The sequence below is a fragment of the Pseudomonas sp. RP-B7 genome (genome assembly GCF_059803535.1).
The window spans coordinates 93,958-112,094 of sequence record NZ_JAPFHC010000018.1; the positions used below are offsets into that span (position 1 = coordinate 93,958).

Below are 18,137 nucleotides of genomic sequence, written 5' to 3' on the forward strand. Positions count from 1 at the left end.
GTCGATCTGAAGAGGCGGGTGATTTATTTCCGGCGCTTGACCTGTAAACTCGCGAGCTTTGGCTCTGTGCTGTTTTGCAGGCGCGCAGTATCGCATAAGTAGGCGCGTTGTTCGCCTGCTGTTTATCTAATAGGCGCAAACTCTTTCAATGAACCTCCTCAAATCGTTGGCTGCCGTCAGCTCCATCACCATGATTTCCCGGGTTCTGGGCTTTGTGCGTGACACTCTGCTGGCCCGCATTTTTGGCGCAAGCATGGCCACGGATGCCTTCTTTATTGCCTTCAAGCTGCCCAACCTGCTGCGGCGGATCTTCGCCGAAGGCGCATTTTCCCAGGCGTTCGTGCCGATCCTGGCCGAATACAAGACCCAGCAAGGCGAGGAGGCGACCCGCACCTTCATTGCCTACGTCTCGGGTCTGCTGACCCTGGTGCTGATGCTGGTGACCATCCTTGGCATGCTCGCCGCGCCCTGGGTGATCTGGGCCACGGCCCCCGGTTTTGCCAACACCCCGGAAAAATTCACGCTGACCACCGACCTGTTGCGGGTGACCTTTCCTTATATATTGCTGATTTCCCTGTCATCGCTGGCCGGGGCAATCCTCAACACCTGGAACCGCTTCTCGGTGCCGGCATTCGTGCCGACCCTGCTGAACGTCAGCATGATCATCTTCGCGCTGTTCCTGACGCCGTACTTCGATCCGCCGGTCATGGCCCTGGGCTGGGCCGTGCTGGCCGGTGGCCTGGCGCAATTGCTCTACCAACTGCCGCACCTGAAAAAGATCGGCATGCTCGTACTGCCGCGTCTGAACCTCAAGGACACCGGTGTCTGGCGAGTGATGCGCAATATGTTGCCGGCGATCCTCGGCGTATCGGTCAGCCAGATTTCCCTGATCATCAACACCGCATTTGCTTCGCTGCTGGTCTCGGGTTCGGTGTCGTGGATGTACTACGCCGACCGTCTGATGGAATTGCCGTCCGGCGTGCTCGGCGTGGCCTTGGGCACTATCTTGCTGCCGACGCTGGCGCGCACTTATGCCAGCAAGGATCGTCAGGAATATTCACGTATCCTCGATTGGGGGCTGCGCCTGTGCTTTGTGCTGGTGCTGCCATGCTCCCTGGCGCTGGGCATCCTGGCCGAGCCGCTGACGGTGTCGCTGTTCCAGTACGGGCAGTTCGATGCCCATGACGCCCTGATGACCCAGCATGCGTTGATCGCCTACTCCGTCGGCCTGCTTGGCATCATCGTGATCAAGGTGCTGGCGCCGGGCTTCTATGCCCAGCAGAACATTCGCACGCCGGTGAAGATCGCGATCTTCACGCTGATCGTCACGCAACTGCTCAACCTGGTGTTTATCGGCCCGTTGGCCCACGCCGGCCTGGCCCTGGCCATCAGTGCGGGGGCATGCATCAACGCCGGCTTGCTGTTCTATCAACTGCGCAAGCAGCAGATGTTCCAGCCGCAGCCGGGCTGGGGCATGTTTGCCCTAAAACTGCTGGTGGCGGTCGCGGCGATGTCGGCGGTATTGCTGGGCCTGATGCACTTCATGCCCGCCTGGGACCAGGGCCACATGCTGGAGCGCTTCATGCGCCTGGGTGTGTTGGTGGTCGCGGGGGTGGTGGTGTACTTCGGGATGTTGCTGTTGCAAGGCTTCCGCCTACGGGATTTCAATCGCAAGTCGATCAGTTAGAGCGTTTGCGGCGATAAAACCATTGTTTTATCGATTCGATCCATTTGGCCTGTTCTGTTGCCTGTCGTCCGGGGCCGGGTGTGGTTATAATCGACCACTTTATGAGCAAGAAGCGCGTTATGCAGCTGGTTCGAGGTCTCCACAACCTGCGCCCCCGGCATCGGGGCTGCGTCGCCACTATTGGCAACTTTGACGGTGTTCACCGTGGCCACCAGGCTATCCTGGCCAGGCTGCGCGAGCGTGCGGTCGAGTTGGGCGTGCCCAGCTGCGTGGTGATTTTTGAGCCACAGCCGCGGGAATACTTTACTCCCGAGACCGCTCCGGCGCGTCTGGCGCGCCTGCGCGACAAACTGCAACTGCTGGCCGAAGAAGGCGTGGACCGCGTCCTCTGCCTGGCCTTCAACCAGCGTTTGCAGAGCCTCAGCGCCGCCGAGTTCGTCGACCGTATCCTGGTCGATGGCCTGGGCGTACAGCACCTGGAGGTCGGCGACGACTTCCGTTTTGGTTGCGACCGCGTCGGGGATTTCGATTTCCTGCAACACGCTGGTGTCAACCAAGGGTTTACCGTCGAAGCCGCGCAAACCGTCGAACTCGATGGCCTGCGCGTGAGCAGCACCCAGGTGCGTAACGCCCTGGCCGCTGCCGACTTCGCCTTGGCCGAGCGTCTGCTCGGTCGCCCGTTCCGCATTGCCGGGCGGGTACTGCACGGCCAGAAGCTGGCGCGCCAACTGGGCACGCCAACTGCCAACGTGCAACTCAAGCGCCGTCGTGTGCCGCTCACCGGGGTTTACCTGGTCAGTGTCGACATCGACGGCCAACCGTGGCCGGGAGTCGCCAACATAGGCGTCAGGCCCACGGTTGCAGGTGATGGCAAGGCCCACCTGGAAGTTCATCTCTTGGATTTTGCCGGTGATCTGTATGACCGGCGTTTGACGGTGGTTTTCCACCAGAAGCTGCGTGAAGAGCAGCGTTTCGCCTCCCTTGAGGCGTTGAAAACGGCGATCAATGCGGATGTCGCCGCCGCCCGTGCACTAGCCGCACCTAGCGCCCATCGCTAACCGAAGAGCCTTAAATGACCGACTATAAAGCCACGCTAAACCTTCCGGACACCGCCTTCCCAATGAAGGCCGGCCTGCCACAGCGCGAACCGCAGATCCTGCAGCGCTGGGACAGTATTGGCCTGTACGGAAAGTTGCGCGAGATTGGCAAGGATCGTCCGAAATTCGTCCTGCACGACGGCCCTCCTTATGCCAACGGCACGATTCACATCGGTCATGCGCTGAACAAGATTCTCAAGGACATGATCCTGCGCTCTAAAACCCTGTCGGGCTTCGACGCGCCGTACGTGCCGGGTTGGGACTGCCACGGCCTGCCGATCGAACACAAGGTCGAAGTGACCCACGGCAAGAACCTGGGCGCGGATAAAACCCGCGAACTGTGCCGTGCCTACGCCACCGAGCAGATCGAAGGGCAGAAGTCCGAATTCATCCGCCTGGGCGTGCTGGGCGAGTGGGACAACCCCTACAAGACCATGAACTTCAAGAACGAGGCCGGTGAAATCCGCGCCTTGGCCGAAATCGTCAAGGGCGGTTTCGTGTTCAAGGGCCTCAAGCCCGTGAACTGGTGCTTCGACTGCGGTTCGGCCCTGGCCGAAGCGGAAGTCGAGTACGAAGACAAGAAGTCCTCGACCATCGACGTGGCCTTCCCGATTGCCGACGACGCCAAGCTGGCCGAGGCCTTTGGCCTGGCATCGCTGGCCAAACCCGCCGCCATCGTGATCTGGACCACCACCCCGTGGACTATCCCTGCCAACCAGGCGTTGAACGTGCACCCGGAATTCACCTACGCCCTGGTGGACGTCGGTGATCGCCTGCTGGTACTGGCCGAGGAAATGGTTGAGGCCTGCCTGGCCCGTTACGAGCTGCAGGGCTCGGTCATCGCGACCACCACCGGCACAGCGCTGGAACTGATCAATTTCCGTCACCCGTTCTACGACCGTCTGTCGCCGGTTTACCTGGCCGACTACGTTGAGCTGGGTTCGGGCACGGGCGTGGTTCACTGCTCGCCAGCCTACGGCGTAGACGACTTTGTGATCTGCAAGAAGTACGGCCTGGTCAACGATGACATCATCAACCCAGTGCAAAGCAACGGCGTCTACGCGACTTCGCTGGAGTTTTTCGGCGGCCAGTTCATCTTCAAGGCCGACCAGCCGATCATCGAGAAGCTGCGTGAAGTCGGTGCGCTGATGCAAACCGCGACCATCCAGCACAGCTACATGCACTGCTGGCGCCACAAGACCCCGCTGATCTACCGCGCCACCGCGCAGTGGTTCATCGGCATGGACAAAGAGCCGGCCAGCGGTGACACCCTGCGCAACCGCGCAATCAAAGCCATCGAAGACACCAAGTTTGTCCCGGCCTGGGGCCAGGCGCGCCTGCACTCGATGATCGCCAACCGCCCGGACTGGTGCATCTCCCGCCAGCGTAACTGGGGCGTGCCGATCCCGTTCTTCCTGAACAAGGAAAGTGGCGAACTGCACCCACGCACCGTCGAACTGATGGAAATCGTTGCCCAGCGTGTTGAACAGGAAGGCATCGAAGCCTGGTTCAAGATGGACGCGGCCGAACTGTTGGGCGACGAAGCGCCGCAGTACGACAAGATCAGTGACACCCTCGACGTGTGGTTCGACTCGGGTACCACTCACTGGCACGTCCTGCGCGGCTCGCACCCTATGGGTCACGAGACCGGCCCGCGCGCCGACCTGTACCTGGAAGGCTCGGACCAGCACCGCGGCTGGTTCCACTCGTCCCTGCTGACCGGTTGCGCCATCGACGACCACGCCCCGTACCGCGAACTGCTGACCCACGGCTTCACCGTCGACGAGACGGGTCGCAAGATGTCCAAGTCGCTGAAAAACGTGATCGAGCCGAAAAAGATCAATGACACCCTGGGCGCCGACATCATGCGTCTTTGGGTAGCGTCGACTGACTATTCGGGCGAAATCGCCGTGTCGGACCAGATCCTGGCCCGTAGCGCCGATGCCTACCGTCGCATCCGTAATACCGCACGCTTCCTGCTGTCGAACCTGACCGGCTTCAACCCGGCCACCGACATCCTGCCGGCCGAGGACATGCTCGCCCTGGACCGTTGGGCCGTGGACCGTACCCTGTTGCTGCAGCGCGAGTTGCAGGAAAGCTACGGTGAATACCGCTTCTGGAACGTGTACTCGAAGATCCACAACTTCTGCGTGCAGGAGCTGGGTGGTTTCTACCTCGACATCATCAAGGACCGCCAGTACACCACCGGCGCCAACAGCAAGGCGCGCCGCTCGGCGCAGACCGCGCTGTACCACATCAGCGAAGCACTGGTGCGCTGGATCGCGCCGATCCTGGCCTTCACCGCCGACGAGCTGTGGGAATACCTGCCGGGCGAGCGTAACGAGTCCGTGATGCTCAACACCTGGTATGAAGGCCTGACCGAACTGCCGGCCGACTTCGAACTGGGCCGCGAGTACTGGGAAGGCGTGATGGCCGTCAAGGTTGCGGTGAACAAGGAGCTGGAAGTGCAGCGTGCGGCCAAGGCCGTCGGTGGCAACCTGCAAGCCGAAGTCACCCTGTTCGCCGAGGAAGGCTTGAGCGCCGACCTGGCCAAGCTGAGCAACGAACTGCGTTTCGTGCTGATCACCTCCACTGCGAGCCTGGCACCCTTCGCCCAGGCTCCAGCGGATGCGGTCGCTACCGAAGTTCCAGGCCTGAAGCTCAAAGTGGTCAAGTCGGCCTTCGCCAAGTGCGCCCGTTGCTGGCACTGCCGTGAAGACGTCGGCGTGAACCCTGAGCACCCGGAGATCTGTGGTCGTTGCGTCGACAACATCTCGGGCGCTGGCGAGGTTCGCCACTATGCCTAACGCCAGTCGTTTCGGACGTCTGGGTTGGCTCGTACTGAGCGTGCTGGTCCTGGTCATCGACCAGGTCAGCAAGGCTCATTTCGAAGGCTCCTTGCAGATGTTCCAGCAGATCGTGGTAATCCCGGATTACTTCAGCTGGACCCTGGCCTACAACACCGGTGCTGCTTTCAGCTTCCTGGCTGATGGTGGCGGCTGGCAGCGCTGGCTGTTCGCCCTGATCGCTGTGGTGGTCAGTGCGGTGCTGGTGGTGTGGCTCAAGCGCCTGGGCCGCGATGACACCTGGCTGGCTGTCGCCCTGGCCCTGGTGCTGGGTGGCGCGCTGGGCAATCTTTACGACCGCATTGCCCTGGGCCATGTGATCGACTTCATTCTGGTGCATTGGCAGAACCGCTGGTATTTCCCTGCGTTCAACTTTGCCGACAGCGCCATCACCGTCGGTGCAATCATGCTGGCGTTGGACATGTTCAAAAGTAAGAAAACCGGAGAGACCGTCAATGACTGATCAGGTATTGGCTGAGCAACGCATCGGCCAGAACACGGAAGTCACCTTGCATTTCGCACTGCGCCTGGAGAATGGCGACACGGTCGACAGCACGTTCGACAAAGCCCCGGCCACCTTCAAGGTCGGCGATGGCAACCTGCTGCCGGGTTTCGAAGCGGCCCTGTTCGGCTTCAAGGCTGGCGACAAGCGCAACCTGCAGATCCTGCCGGAAAACGCCTTTGGCCAGCCCAACCCGCAAAACGTACAGATCATCCCGCGTTCGCAGTTCGAAGGCATGGACCTTTCGGAAGGCTTGCTGGTGATCTTCAATGACGCGGCGAACACCGAATTGCCTGGCGTGGTGAAAACCTTTGATGACACGCAAGTGACCATCGACTTCAACCACCCGTTGGCCGGTAAAACCTTGACCTTTGACGTTGAAATCATCGACGTTAAAGCGCTCTGATCAACGACACGGTTAAAAATGTGGGAGCGGGCTTGCTCGCGAATGCTGAGTGTCAGTCAACAGATTTATTTACTGACCCGCCGCATTCGCGAGCAAGCCCGCTCCCACCTTTGATCTCTACTGTCAGGTGGGTTGGCGTCTAGCTTGAACCCAAGTGGCTGCAAGACACGAGGCACAGCATGCAAATCAAACTCGCCAACCCCCGTGGCTTCTGCGCCGGCGTGGACCGCGCGATCGAAATCGTCAACCGCGCCCTGGAAGTCTTCGGGCCGCCGATTTACGTGCGCCATGAAGTTGTCCACAACAAGTTCGTGGTCGAAGACCTGCGCGCACGCGGTGCCATCTTTGTCGAAGAGCTGGATCAGGTGCCGGACGACGTGATCGTCATCTTCAGCGCCCACGGTGTTTCCCAGGCAGTGCGTACCGAAGCGGCAGGCCGTGGCCTGAAAGTCTTCGATGCCACCTGCCCGCTGGTGACCAAGGTGCATATCGAAGTGGCGCGCTATAGCCGTGACGGCCGTGAGTGCATCCTGATCGGCCACGCCGGGCACCCGGAAGTCGAAGGCACCATGGGCCAGTACGATGCCAGCAATGGCGGCACCATCTACCTGGTGGAGGACGAAAAAGACGTCGCCAACCTGCAGGTGCGCAACCCCGAGCGCCTGGCATTCGTGACCCAGACGACCTTGTCCATGGACGACACCAGCCGGGTGATCGACGCCCTGCGCAGCCGCTTCCCGGCCATCGGTGGCCCGCGTAAAGATGACATCTGCTACGCCACGCAAAACCGCCAGGACGCGGTCAAGCAACTGGCCGACGAGTGCGATGTGGTCCTGGTGGTCGGCAGCCCCAACAGCTCCAACTCCAACCGCCTGCGAGAGTTGGCCGAACGCATGGCCACGCCGGCGTACCTGATCGACGGCGCAGAAGACATGCAGCGCAGCTGGTTCGATGGTGTCGAGCGTATCGGCATCACCGCCGGTGCCTCGGCCCCGGAAGTATTGGTGCGTGGTGTGATCCAGCAACTGCACGCATGGGGTGCCACTGGCGCCGATGAGTTGGCTGGTCGTGAAGAAAACATCACTTTCTCCATGCCCAAGGAGCTGCGGGTTCGCTCGCTGCTCTGAGCGCCAGGCTGCCGGAGTAGCTCCGGCACAGCGCCTGCTCGGCCCTGTCGCTGCGCAGGCTGATGCGCCCGCTGGGCGCCAGCACCACTTGGTAAAGGCTCTCCGCCTGGTCCGTGGTACATACGTGTACCGTCCCTGCCCGAAACCCTCCGCCTGAAAAGACCGGTTCGCCCAGCCCGCTGAAGCGGACTTGGTTCTTCACTGGCCCATTGCCGACCATCGGCACCTGTCCGCTGTCCTGGTGCTCCAGCAGCACCGGGTTGTCCTCGTCCAGGTGGCCGCGCCCGCTCAGATCCAATATCACCCGCCAGCCCCGGCTCCAATCATCGCCCCGCGCGTGAATCACCACCGCCCGGTTGTGTGCAATGGCCTCGGTGCGGGCAAAGCGCAGCCCTCCTACTAGCGACTGTGCTGCGCTGTGTCGTTGTTGCGATTGCAGAAGATGCTTGAAGCCGGGGACTGCCAGGTGCGCCAGGATGCCGCTCACGATCAGCGCGAGCAGCAATTCAATCAAGGTGAAACCTCGCTGTTTCATCGGTCATCCCTCCATGGATTTGGGTGCAGTGATAGGTATAGCGCCCAGTCCGTGGCGCTGGATGATGGCCTTTTTGTCCAAAGTATTTCCCTTTGTTCCGGCTGCGGCACGCGGTAAAAACCGCCGCTAATCTGGGTTCGCACAGCAGGATTTGCCTGCTTTTTTTGGCCCTCGACACGGATGACGATGGTGATGCCCGCCTGCCCCAACAATGTTTTTTCCCATGCTTCACGTCGATGCCAAACCGGCACGACACTGATCGAAGTGCTGGTTGCGCTGTCGATCCTCACGATCGGTCTGCTGGGTGCGGCGCTTATCCAGCTCAATGCGCTCAAGTACACCGACAGCTCGAGGATGGCCAGCCAGGCGAGTTTTATCGCGTACGACATGCTTGACCGGATCCGCGCCAATTCCACCGCTGACTACACCTGGGGACGCGCCGAGCGCGCCCCGCTCAGCAGTCCTTCCTCCAGCGTGCGTGACCTGGACCTGCATGATTTCGAAGCCAATATCCGCGGCTTTGCCGGAGAGAGCGCCAAAGGCTCGGTGGTGGTCAGCGATGATCAAGTCACCGTCAGCATCACTTGGGACGAAAGTCGGGGCACCCATACCCCTGGCGCCCGTGAAACATTCACGCTGACCAGCCGTATGGCGGGGGCGCAATGAAGCGTCCTGTGCGAGGTTTTAGCCTGGTGGAACTGCTGCTGGCACTGGCCGTTGGTCTGGTGCTGGTGCTCGGGGTCAGCCAGGTCGCGGTCAGCGCTCGCATGACACACGCCAGCCAGCAGGCAGCCATGCTGTTGCAGGACGATGCGCGGTTTGTCCTGGGCAAGATGGTTCAGGACATTCGCCAGGCCGGTATGTTTGGCTGCCTGGCCACGGCGTTTATCGACAACGCCCCGCCGGCCTTTGATCGGCCAGTGGGCTGGAGTGCCGGTAGCGGGTCAAGGGCGCTGATGTTGGTGACGGCTGACGTCGCTGGTGGCACGCCGGACTGGACGGTGCTTTCCGACTGCACCGCAAGCGCCCAGGCTTACGCTGCGCACGGACCGGCGCCTGCTCCCGGGCAGATTCGTTTTGCGATACGCCAACTCACCTACACATTCGAGGCGGGCCAGTTGAAGGTCAGTACGCCCGCGGCACCGGCCAAGGCCGTGCTGGTGGATAACGTGCGCAATTTCGAGATCAGTTTTGGTTTGGCCGCCAAGCCGGAGTCGCTCGGTGTGGTGCGTTACGACACCAGCCCCGGCAACGAGTCGTTGATCCGCAGTGTGCGCATCCGGATGACGCTGCAAGACCCTTCCGGGCGGGTAAAGGATCAAACCTACAGCGTCGTCGCCGCGCTACGAAACCGTCTGGGGTAGGGCGCGAGCATGGAAATGACTCAACGTATTGGTGTGCGGCAGGCGGGGATGGTCCTGCTGATCAGCCTGGTGTTTCTGCTGCTGTTGTCGCTGATCGGCCTGTCTTCGATGCAAGGCGCGGTGTCCCAGCAAAAGATGGCAGCCAGCCTCTGGCATCGCAATCAGTCGCTGCAAAGTGCCGAGAGTGGCCTGAGGTTGGGGGAGTCCAACGTGCAACGGGCGTTTGCCGCCTTGCCGGTGTGCCAGTCGGTTGCCACCTGTGCGCCCCCAGGTGAAGCGCTTCTATTGATTGGCGCCGGGGCGAACCCGGTTTCTGGCGTTGACTGGATCGCGCTCAAGGGTGGTTTCTACGGCATTCAGTCCCTTGGGGAAGCGGTGGGGCTGGCGCATTTGCCGCCACAGGCTGTGGCCAATGTGTATCGGGTGACGGCTGTCGGGCTCAGCGGCCAATCACGCACGGTGCTGGAGAGCGTGTATGCGCGGCTGATGGAGGAGGGCGGCCCACGGTTTCGGCGGGTAGCGTGGCGGCAGGTTCAATAAGGAGTGGTGTGATGGGCAGGGATAGCCAGGGTTTTACCCTGATCGAATTACTGATCGCCGTGGCGATCATCGGGTTGCTGGCCGGGATCGTTTACCCCAGCTACACCGGCCATATAAAAAAGGTTTATCGCGCAGAAATCGTCGCTCTGCTGAACGAGCAGGCCCAGCATCTGGAACGGTTTTATACGAGCAACGGTACTTTTATTGACGCCAGCGGCGTCAGTGCGGGCAATGATCGCTATAGAATCACCGCTGCATTGAACCCTCAGGATTTCCGCCTGGTGGCTACGCCAGCCGTCGATTCGGTGATGGCCGGCGACCCTTGCGGCGACTTCAGCCTGACCAGCACCGGCGCCCGGGCCAACCCTGGCGCAGCGCCGGACATGTCGCGCAAGTTGTGCTGGGGTCAGTGATGAGAGTGCTGGAAGATTGGGCGCCGGGTGCGCTTGTCCCTATTTATCGGCTGGATCAAATGATGGCTAAGCAACAGCAGGTGGTGGTTGTCGGTGGTGGCGTAATCGGCTTGTTGACGGCGTTCAACCTGGCCTCTCAGGGGCAGGCGGTGGTGCTGCTGGAGCGTGCGGGCGTGGGGCAGGAGTCGTCCTGGGCTGGCGGCGGTATTGTTTCGCCGTTGTACCCGTGGCGCTACAGCCCGGCGGTCACCGCGCTGGCCCATTGGTCGCAGGATTTTTATCCACAGTTGGCGCAGCGCCTGTTTGCTGCGACTGGTGTTGACCCGGAGGTGCATACCACCGGCTTGTACTGGCTCGACCTGGATGATGAGGCCGAGGCACTTGCCTGGGCTGCACGCGAAGGTCGTCCTTTGAGCAAGGTGGATGTCTGCGCCGCCCATGACGCGGTGCCGGTGCTGGGCAGCGGATATTCCCAGGCGGTGTTCATGGCCAACGTGGCCAACGTGCGCAATCCACGGCTGGTCAAGTCGCTCAAGGCGGCGCTGTTGGCGCTGCCGGGCGTGACGCTCCATGAGCAGTGCGAAGTGAGCGGGTTTATTCGGGAGGGTGAGTGCGTGATCGGCGTGAATACACCGGGTGGTCCGATTCTGGGTGATCAGGTGGTGCTGGCAGCGGGGGCGTGGAGCGGTAAGTTGCTCGGCACCCTGGGGCTGTCGCTGCCGGTAGAGCCGGTCAAGGGGCAGATGATTCTGTACAAATGCGCGTCGGACTTTTTGTCGTGCATGGTCCTGGCCAAGGGGCGTTATGCGATCCCTCGGCGTGATGGACATATCTTGATTGGCAGCACATTGGAGCATGAAGGCTTCGACAAGACGCCGACCGAAGCGGCACTGGAAAGCCTTAAGGCTTCAGCGGTGGAGTTGATCCCCGCGTTGGCCGACGCCGAGGTGGTGGGGCATTGGGCCGGCTTGCGTCCGGGGTCGCCGGAAGGCATTCCATATATTGGCCAGGTGCCGGGTTTCAACGGTTTGTGGCTCAACTGCGGGCATTATCGCAACGGCCTGGTGCTCGCTCCGGCGTCCTGCCAGTTGTTTGTGGATCTGCTGCTGGGACGTGCGCCGATCATCGACCCGGCGCCGTATGCTCCCGACGGTCGGATCAACGCTGGATAGACTTCGGCCCTTGCTCCAGATGCGCCTGGGTGCAGTACCACTCCTGGCGTGAATTCAATGCGCGATCCTGCGGCAGGTGCACGCCGCAGTGGGCGCAGCGCACCATCAATGCCGCGTCGGGCTCGGCGGAGCGCTGCTGTTTGGCAGCCGGGCTTTTGAATTTACGCCAGAACCATACTGCGGCGGCAATGACGGCAATCCAGAACAGTAGACGAACCATGATGGGCAGTTTCTCGACAAGGAATGCGCCAGTTTAGCCAAGGACATGGCAGGCGCACAGCGCAATAATGCTTGCCCACAAAAAAGGGAGCCCCCAAGGGCTCCCTTTTTGCGTTGCGTCAACAGATCAGTCGAACACACCGAAGGTCATGTAGCTGAACCACGAGCGGTCCTGATTGTTGCCCAGGGCTTGCGGGGCTTCTTCTTCGATCACGTCGCCGTTCTCGTCGTGGGGCTTGAGCTCCGAAGGAATCGCTTCCTTGGCATCCTGGAACTGCTTCATCACGTCCTGGTTGGCGCGGGTTTCGCCCGGCGGCAGTGGTGGACGGGACTCGATCAGGCCCAGGGTGTACTTGCTCAGCCACGAGCGGTTGTCCGCTTCGGCGACCTGGGGTACGAACTGGCCGTCCTTCAGGCTTGGGTGATCCGGGTAGTTGAGCTTCAGGGTTTCCAGGCTGGTGGTGGCCAGGGCGTCCAGGTGCAGGCGCTGGTAAGCCTCGGTCATCACGGCCAGGCCGTCACCGACGGACGGGGTTTCCTGGAAGTTCTCCACGACATAGCGGCCACGGTTGGCGGCAGCGACATAGGCCTGACGGGTCAGGTAGTAGTGGGCTACGTGGATCTCGTAGGACGCCAGCAGGTTGCGCAGGTAGATCATGCGCTGCTTGGCGTCCGGCGCGTAGCGGCTGTTCGGGTAGCGGCTGGTCAGCTGGGCGAACTCGTTGTAGGAGTCGCGGGCAGCGCCTGGGTCACGCTTGGTCATGTCCAGCGGCAGGAAGCGCGCCAGCAGGCCGACGTCCTGGTCAAACGAGGTCAGGCCCTTGAGGTAGTAGGCGTAGTCAACGTTCGGGTGCTGTGGGTGCAGGCGGATAAAACGCTCGGCGGCGGACTTGGCGGCTTCCGGCTCGGCGTTCTTGTAGTTGGCGTAGATCAACTCAAGCTGGGCCTGGTCGGCGTAGCGCCCGAACGGATAGCGCGACTCCAGTGCCTTCAGCTTCGCTGTGGCGCTGGTGTAGCTATTATTGTCCAAGTCTTTCTGAGCCAGTTGGTACAACTCGACTTCGCTCAGGTTTTCGTCGACGACTTCCTTTGTTGACGAGCAAGCAGCAGTCATGGCGAGGATGGCGATCAGCAGCAGGTGTTTCACTTGCATGGCGGCTTGCGTCCCTATGACGGCCGCTGTCTTGGGCGGGGCCGTCCTGTTATGATGAGCGCCCCGTTGAAAGCCTCGGGGCAAAAGACGCCGTATTTAACCACAAGCGCGCAGCCGAAACCAAAGGCTGTGCCACGCCTAGTCTGAGCATGTCCGATAAAATTGAACTTCGCGCAGAGGTGCCGTCCGAATTGGGCGGCCAACGCCTCGATCAAGTCGCCGCACAATTATTCGCTGAGCACTCGCGCTCGCGCCTTTCCGCCTGGATCAAAGACGGCCGCCTGACTGTGGATGGAGCGGTTATCCGCCCGCGAGACATAGTCCATGGCGGTGCGATTCTTGAGCTGACTGCCGAGCAGGAAGCCCAGGGAGAATGGGTCGCCCAGGACATCGAGCTGGACATCGTCTATGAAGACGACGACATCCTGGTCATCAACAAACCCGCAGGCCTGGTGGTTCACCCGGCAGCCGGGCACGCTGATGGCACTTTGCTCAATGCCCTGTTGCACCACGTGCCGGACATCATCAATGTCCCGCGCTGCGGCATCGTGCACCGTCTGGACAAAGACACCACCGGCTTGATGGTGGTGGCCAAGACCATTCAGGCGCAGACGCAGCTGGTCACACAACTGCAGAGCCGCAGCGTCAGCCGGATCTACGAGTGCATCGTGATTGGCGTAGTGGTGGCCGGTGGCAAGATCAACGCGCCGATCGGTCGTCACGGCCAGCAGCGCCAGCGTATGGCGGTGATGGAAGGCGGCAAGCAAGCCGTCAGCCACTACCGTGTGCTGGAGCGTTTCCGTTCCCACACCCACGTGCGGGTCAAGCTGGAAACCGGTCGTACCCACCAGATTCGTGTGCACATGGCCCACATCAACTTCCCGTTGGTCGGAGATCCGGCCTACGGCGGTCGCTTCCGCATTCCGCCGGCGGCGAGTCAGACCATGGTTGAGTCGCTGAAGTCGTTCCCGCGCCAGGCGCTGCATGCACGCTTCCTGGAACTGGATCATCCGACGAGCGGTAAGCGGATGAGCTGGGAATCGCCTCTACCAGACGATCTGGTCTGGTTGTTGTCGTTGCTCAAGCAGGATCGCGAGGCGTTTATCGGATGAGTGACTGGCTGATTCCTGACTGGCCCGCGCCGGCTCGGGTGAAGGCCTGCGTCACCACCCGTGCGGGCGGCGTCAGTCTGGCGCCGTTCGACAGCCTCAACCTGGGCGATCACGTCGAGGACAGCCTGGAGGCCGTCCTCGAGAATCGCCGCCGTCTGAGCGATGCGTTCGATGTCCGGCCGGCCTGGCTGCGTCAGGTTCATGGTGTGACCGTGGTCGAAGCTGACCCAGACCGCACCGCTGAAGCCGATGGCAGTTGGACCAGCACCCCAGGTATCGCCTGCACGTCCATGACTGCCGATTGCCTGCCCGCGTTGTTCTGCAACCGTGCCGGTACTCGCGTCGCCGCAGCCCATGCCGGTTGGCGTGGCCTGGCGGCTGGCGTGCTGGAAGCCGCTTTTGAAAGCCTGGATGCCGAACCCGGCGAGGTTCTGGTCTGGCTCGGCCCGGCCATTGGCCCGCAAGCGTTTGAAGTCGGCCCGGAAGTGCGGGAAGCCTTCGTGCAGCAATTGCCGATCACCGCCGAAGCTTTCGTGCCCAGTCGCAACCCCGGCAAGTTCATGGCTGACATCTATAAGCTCGCGCGCCTGCGCCTTGCCGCACGCGGTGTAACTGCTGTTTATGGTGGCGGTTTCTGCACCGTGACCGATCCGCGCTTCTTTTCTTACCGCCGCAGTCCTCGCACCGGTCGGTTTGCCTCCCTTATCTGGCTTGCACGCTAGACTCTTCTGACCTAGGTCAACTGTCCGACGCTTGAAACTCCCAGAATCCACCCCATCTATAAGGGTATCTGGCAGGTTTCTTCATTCAGGATGTTTTATAGCTCCGGCCTGCTCAAAAGGAAGGTGACTAATGCGTATTGATCGTTTAACCAGCAAATTACAGTTGGCATTATCTGACTCTCAATCCCTGGCGGTGGGCCTCGACCATCCGGCCATTGAGCCTGCGCACTTGATGCAGGCGCTCCTGGAGCAGCAAGGTGGTTCTATCAAGCCCTTGCTGATGCAGGTGGGCTTCGACGTCAACAGCCTGCGCAAGGAGTTGAGCAAAGAGCTCGACCAATTGCCGAAAATCCAAAATCCGACCGGCGACGTGAATATGTCCCAGGACTTGGCGCGCCTGCTTAACCAAGCGGACCGCCTGGCCCAGCAAAAGGGCGACCAGTTCATCTCCAGCGAACTGGTGCTGCTCGCCGCCATGGACGAAAACAGCAAACTCGGCAAGTTGTTGCTGGGCCAGGGCGTGAGCAAGAAAGCCCTGGAAAACGCCATCAACAACCTGCGTGGCGGCGACGCGGTGAACGACCCCAATCATGAGGAGTCGCGCCAGGCCCTGGACAAATACACCGTCGACCTGACCAAGCGCGCCGAAGACGGCAAGCTTGACCCGGTGATCGGGCGTGATGATGAAATCCGTCGCACCATCCAGGTCCTGCAACGTCGCACCAAGAACAACCCGGTGCTGATCGGTGAGCCTGGCGTAGGTAAAACCGCGATTGCCGAAGGTCTGGCCCAGCGCATCATCAATGGTGAAGTGCCGGACGGCCTTAAAGGCAAGCGCCTGCTGTCCCTGGACATGGGGGCGTTGATCGCTGGCGCCAAGTTCCGTGGTGAGTTCGAAGAGCGCCTCAAATCCCTGCTGAATGAACTGTCGAAGCAGGAAGGGCAGATCATTCTGTTTATCGACGAACTGCACACCATGGTCGGCGCCGGTAAAGGCGAGGGCTCGATGGATGCGGGCAACATGCTCAAGCCAGCGTTGGCGCGGGGTGAGTTGCATTGCGTCGGTGCCACTACGCTCAACGAGTATCGCCAGTACATTGAAAAGGACGCGGCCCTTGAACGTCGTTTCCAGAAAGTGCTGGTGGAAGAGCCGAGCGAAGAAGACACCATCGCGATCCTGCGTGGCCTGAAAGAGCGTTATGAGGTCCACCACAAAGTGGCCATCACTGACGGCGCGATCATTGCGGCGGCGAAATTGAGCCATCGCTATATCACCGACCGGCAGTTGCCCGACAAGGCCATCGACTTGATCGACGAAGCGGCCAGCCGCATTCGCATGGAGATCGACTCCAAGCCGGAAGTGCTCGACCGTCTGGATCGGCGTCTGATTCAACTTAAAGTTGAATCCCAGGCCCTGAAGAAAGAAGAGGACGACGCGGCGAAAAAACGCCTGGAAAAACTCCAGGAAGAAATCGTCCGTCTGGAACGCGAGTATTCGGATCTGGAAGAAATCTGGACTTCGGAAAAAGCCGAAGTGCAGGGCTCTGCGCAGATCCAGCAGAAAATCGAGCAGTCCCGCCAGGAGCTGGAAGCAGCGCGCCGTAAAGGCGACCTGAACCGCATGGCCGAGTTGCAGTACGGGGTGATCCCGGACCTGGAACGCAGCCTGCAAATGGTCGACCAGCATGGCCACAGCGAGAACCAGTTGCTGCGCAGCAAGGTGACCGAGGAAGAAATTGCCGAAGTCGTCTCGAAGTGGACCGGCATTCCAGTGTCGAAAATGCTCGAAGGCGAGCGCGACAAGCTGCTGAAGATGGAAAGCCTGTTGCACCAGCGTGTGATTGGCCAGGAAGAAGCCGTGGTGGCTGTGTCCAACGCGGTACGGCGTTCGCGGGCCGGGTTGTCCGACCCGAACCGTCCGAGCGGCTCGTTCATGTTCCTCGGCCCAACCGGCGTGGGTAAGACCGAGTTGTGCAAGGCCTTGGCCGAGTTCCTCTTTGATACTGAAGAGGCCATGGTGCGGATCGATATGTCCGAATTCATGGAGAAACACTCGGTGGCTCGTTTGATCGGTGCGCCACCAGGCTATGTGGGCTACGAGGAAGGTGGCTACCTGACCGAAGCCGTGCGGCGTAAGCCTTACTCGGTGATCCTGCTGGATGAGGTCGAGAAGGCCCACCCGGACGTGTTCAACGTGTTGCTGCAGGTGTTGGAAGATGGCCGGCTGACGGACAGCCACGGACGTACCGTGGACTTCCGCAACACGGTGATCGTGATGACCTCCAACCTGGGCTCTGCGCAGATCCAGGAGTTGGTCGGAGATCGTGAAGGCCAGCGTGCTGCCGTGATGGATGCGCTGACCAGTCACTTCCGCCCGGAATTTATCAACCGGGTCGATGAAGTGGTGATCTTCGAGCCTCTGGCGCGGGATCAGATCGCTGGTATCACCGAGATCCAGCTGGGTCGTCTGCGCAGCCGCCTCGCCGAGCGCGAGCTGGACCTGGTGCTGAGCAGCGAGGCGTTGGACAAGTTGATCGCGGTTGGTTACGACCCGGTGTATGGCGCACGGCCTTTGAAACGTGCGATCCAGCGCTGGATCGAGAACCCGCTGGCGCAGCTGATCCTGTCGGGCAGTTTCATGCCTGGCACCAGCGTCGAAGCGACCGTGGAAAACGACGAAATCGTCTTCCACTAAGCCTCTTCAATGGCGTAATAAAAGAAGGCCCCGCATCGCGGGGCCTTTTTTTTTCGATAGGGCGTTGAACTGTAAGGAAAAGGCTTGTAAAGTGCGCCCCGCAGCAACGTCAGCCCACGGGTTTCTTCTCCCCAAGAAGAAATCAGAAACAAGCGCAAATCATTGTCTTAAAAGCAATTTAAAGGGTTGACAGGGGTTTTTAAGATTGTAGAATAGCGCGCCTCAGACACGACAACGTAGCGATACGGAAGCGTCGAAGAGAAGGCTACACCGCAGTAGAAGTTGTACATTGAAATATGTTGTTCCGTGATAGCTCAGTCGGTAGAGCAAATGACTGTTAATCATTGGGTCCCAGGTTCGAGTCCTGGTCACGGAGCCAATTTCAAATCGGGGTATAGCGCAGTCCGGTAGCGCGCCTGCTTTGGGAGCAGGATGTCGGGAGTTCGAATCCCCCTACCCCGACCATTTTTGGGTCGTTAGCTCAGTTGGTAGAGCAGTTGGCTTTTAACCAATTGGTCGTAGGTTCGAATCCCACACGACCCACCAT

Annotated in this window: 17 protein-coding genes and 3 tRNA genes; 17 read left to right on the forward strand and 3 right to left on the reverse strand. The window is 60.7% G+C overall.

Going from position 1 to position 18,137, the window contains the following annotated elements; all coding sequences use genetic code 11:
* Positions 1-148: 148 nt before the first annotated feature.
* The 6 genes from murJ (at position 149) to ispH (ending at position 7,665) form a co-directional block, all read left to right on the forward strand.
* Positions 149-1,687 carry a murein biosynthesis integral membrane protein MurJ gene (gene murJ, locus OPU96_RS17690; protein WP_192297758.1) on the forward strand — a complete coding sequence of 513 codons (1,539 nt, stop codon included), beginning with the start codon at positions 149-151 and terminating at the stop codon, positions 1,685-1,687.
* 119 nt (positions 1,688-1,806) lie between these two features.
* Positions 1,807-2,745, forward strand: a complete 939-nt coding sequence (ribF, locus tag OPU96_RS17695) for a bifunctional riboflavin kinase/FAD synthetase (protein ID WP_192297757.1) — start codon at positions 1,807-1,809, stop codon at positions 2,743-2,745.
* A gap of 14 nt (positions 2,746-2,759) precedes the next feature.
* A complete protein-coding gene (gene ileS / locus OPU96_RS17700) occupies positions 2,760-5,591 on the forward strand; it encodes an isoleucine--tRNA ligase (protein ID WP_226456530.1) in 2,832 nt (943 codons plus the stop codon).
* Positions 5,584-6,093, forward strand: a complete 510-nt coding sequence (gene lspA, locus OPU96_RS17705; RefSeq protein ID WP_192297755.1) for a signal peptidase II — start codon at positions 5,584-5,586, stop codon at positions 6,091-6,093. Before ileS ends, lspA begins: the two co-directional genes overlap by 8 nt.
* A 7-nt stretch (positions 6,094-6,100) precedes the next feature.
* Positions 6,101-6,538: an FKBP-type peptidyl-prolyl cis-trans isomerase gene (locus tag OPU96_RS17710; RefSeq protein ID WP_177325344.1), complete on the forward strand. Its 438-nt coding sequence runs from the start codon at positions 6,101-6,103 to the stop codon at positions 6,536-6,538.
* 179 nt (positions 6,539-6,717) lie between these two features.
* Positions 6,718-7,665, forward strand: a complete 948-nt coding sequence (gene ispH, locus OPU96_RS17715; protein WP_192297754.1) for a 4-hydroxy-3-methylbut-2-enyl diphosphate reductase — start codon at positions 6,718-6,720, stop codon at positions 7,663-7,665.
* Here ispH and OPU96_RS17720 read toward each other — a convergent pair.
* Positions 7,619-8,200 (reverse strand): GspH/FimT family pseudopilin, encoded by a 582-nt coding sequence (locus tag OPU96_RS17720; RefSeq protein ID WP_226456528.1) that lies wholly within the window; start codon positions 8,198-8,200, stop codon positions 7,619-7,621. The two genes, ispH and OPU96_RS17720, sit on opposite strands and share 47 nt — an antisense overlap.
* Positions 8,201-8,392: 192 nt before the next feature.
* Between OPU96_RS17720 and pilV the strand changes: the two genes are divergently transcribed.
* From pilV to thiO, 5 genes are all read left to right on the forward strand, one after another.
* Entirely contained in the window at positions 8,393-8,866 is a 474-nt protein-coding gene (gene pilV, locus OPU96_RS17725) for a type IV pilus modification protein PilV (RefSeq protein ID WP_498559431.1), read from the forward strand.
* Positions 8,863-9,564, forward strand: coding sequence for a prepilin-type N-terminal cleavage/methylation domain-containing protein (locus OPU96_RS17730; protein WP_498559425.1), 702 nt, complete (start codon positions 8,863-8,865; stop codon positions 9,562-9,564). The genes pilV and OPU96_RS17730 overlap by 4 nt, the downstream gene beginning before the upstream one ends.
* 9 nt (positions 9,565-9,573) lie before the next feature.
* The gene (locus tag OPU96_RS17735) at positions 9,574-10,104 is read left to right on the forward strand and encodes a PilX N-terminal domain-containing pilus assembly protein (RefSeq protein WP_192297751.1); all 531 of its coding nucleotides are present in this window, start codon (positions 9,574-9,576) and stop codon (positions 10,102-10,104) included.
* 11 nt (positions 10,105-10,115) lie between these two features.
* Positions 10,116-10,517, forward strand: a complete 402-nt coding sequence (locus tag OPU96_RS17740) for a type IV pilin protein (protein WP_498559426.1) — start codon at positions 10,116-10,118, stop codon at positions 10,515-10,517.
* A 62-nt stretch (positions 10,518-10,579) separates the two neighbouring features.
* Entirely contained in the window at positions 10,580-11,689 is a 1,110-nt protein-coding gene (gene thiO, locus OPU96_RS17745) for a glycine oxidase ThiO (protein ID WP_498559427.1), read from the forward strand.
* Here the strand turns inward: thiO and OPU96_RS17750 are convergent.
* On the reverse strand, positions 11,676-11,909 hold the full coding sequence (locus OPU96_RS17750; RefSeq protein ID WP_192297748.1) for a PP0621 family protein: 234 nt from the start codon (positions 11,907-11,909) through the stop codon (positions 11,676-11,678). The two genes, thiO and OPU96_RS17750, sit on opposite strands and share 14 nt — an antisense overlap.
* Before the next feature lie 126 nt (positions 11,910-12,035).
* Positions 12,036-13,061, reverse strand: coding sequence for an outer membrane protein assembly factor BamD (locus OPU96_RS17755; protein ID WP_192297747.1), 1,026 nt, complete (start codon positions 13,059-13,061; stop codon positions 12,036-12,038).
* Positions 13,062-13,210: 149 nt separating this feature from the next.
* On the opposite strand from OPU96_RS17755, the gene rluD reads away from it, so the two are divergent.
* From rluD to OPU96_RS17785, 6 genes are all read left to right on the forward strand, one after another.
* The gene (rluD, locus tag OPU96_RS17760; protein ID WP_005784662.1) at positions 13,211-14,173 is read left to right on the forward strand and encodes a 23S rRNA pseudouridine(1911/1915/1917) synthase RluD; all 963 of its coding nucleotides are present in this window, start codon (positions 13,211-13,213) and stop codon (positions 14,171-14,173) included.
* Positions 14,170-14,895: a peptidoglycan editing factor PgeF gene (gene pgeF / locus OPU96_RS17765; protein WP_305392051.1), complete on the forward strand. Its 726-nt coding sequence runs from the start codon at positions 14,170-14,172 to the stop codon at positions 14,893-14,895. The genes rluD and pgeF overlap by 4 nt, the downstream gene beginning before the upstream one ends.
* A gap of 130 nt (positions 14,896-15,025) precedes the next feature.
* Entirely contained in the window at positions 15,026-17,590 is a 2,565-nt protein-coding gene (clpB, locus tag OPU96_RS17770; RefSeq protein ID WP_192297745.1) for an ATP-dependent chaperone ClpB, read from the forward strand.
* 303 nt (positions 17,591-17,893) lie between these two features.
* Positions 17,894-17,969 (forward strand) — tRNA-Asn (locus OPU96_RS17775).
* Positions 17,970-17,978: 9 nt separating this feature from the next.
* A tRNA-Pro gene (locus tag OPU96_RS17780) sits at positions 17,979-18,055 on the forward strand.
* Positions 18,056-18,060: 5 nt separating this feature from the next.
* A tRNA-Lys gene (locus tag OPU96_RS17785) sits at positions 18,061-18,136 on the forward strand.
* Position 18,137: the final 1 nt, after the last annotated feature.

Coding starts and splice junctions, on each gene's coding strand:
- murJ (WP_192297758.1), top strand. CDS start 149: ATGAACCTCCTCAAATCGTTGGCTGCCGTCAGCTCCATCACCATGATT.
- ribF (WP_192297757.1), top strand. CDS start 1,807: ATGCAGCTGGTTCGAGGTCTCCACAACCTGCGCCCCCGGCATCGGGGC.
- ileS (WP_226456530.1), top strand. CDS start 2,760: ATGACCGACTATAAAGCCACGCTAAACCTTCCGGACACCGCCTTCCCA.
- lspA (WP_192297755.1), top strand. CDS start 5,584: ATGCCTAACGCCAGTCGTTTCGGACGTCTGGGTTGGCTCGTACTGAGC.
- ispH (WP_192297754.1), top strand. CDS start 6,718: ATGCAAATCAAACTCGCCAACCCCCGTGGCTTCTGCGCCGGCGTGGAC.
- OPU96_RS17720 (WP_226456528.1), bottom strand. CDS start 8,200: ATGAAACAGCGAGGTTTCACCTTGATTGAATTGCTGCTCGCGCTGATC.
- pilV (WP_498559431.1), top strand. CDS start 8,393: ATGCCCGCCTGCCCCAACAATGTTTTTTCCCATGCTTCACGTCGATGC.
- OPU96_RS17730 (WP_498559425.1), top strand. CDS start 8,863: ATGAAGCGTCCTGTGCGAGGTTTTAGCCTGGTGGAACTGCTGCTGGCA.
- OPU96_RS17735 (WP_192297751.1), top strand. CDS start 9,574: ATGGAAATGACTCAACGTATTGGTGTGCGGCAGGCGGGGATGGTCCTG.
- OPU96_RS17740 (WP_498559426.1), top strand. CDS start 10,116: ATGGGCAGGGATAGCCAGGGTTTTACCCTGATCGAATTACTGATCGCC.
- thiO (WP_498559427.1), top strand. CDS start 10,580: ATGGCTAAGCAACAGCAGGTGGTGGTTGTCGGTGGTGGCGTAATCGGC.
- OPU96_RS17750 (WP_192297748.1), bottom strand. CDS start 11,909: ATGGTTCGTCTACTGTTCTGGATTGCCGTCATTGCCGCCGCAGTATGG.
- OPU96_RS17755 (WP_192297747.1), bottom strand. CDS start 13,061: ATGCAAGTGAAACACCTGCTGCTGATCGCCATCCTCGCCATGACTGCT.
- rluD (WP_005784662.1), top strand. CDS start 13,211: ATGTCCGATAAAATTGAACTTCGCGCAGAGGTGCCGTCCGAATTGGGC.
- pgeF (WP_305392051.1), top strand. CDS start 14,170: ATGAGTGACTGGCTGATTCCTGACTGGCCCGCGCCGGCTCGGGTGAAG.
- clpB (WP_192297745.1), top strand. CDS start 15,026: ATGCGTATTGATCGTTTAACCAGCAAATTACAGTTGGCATTATCTGAC.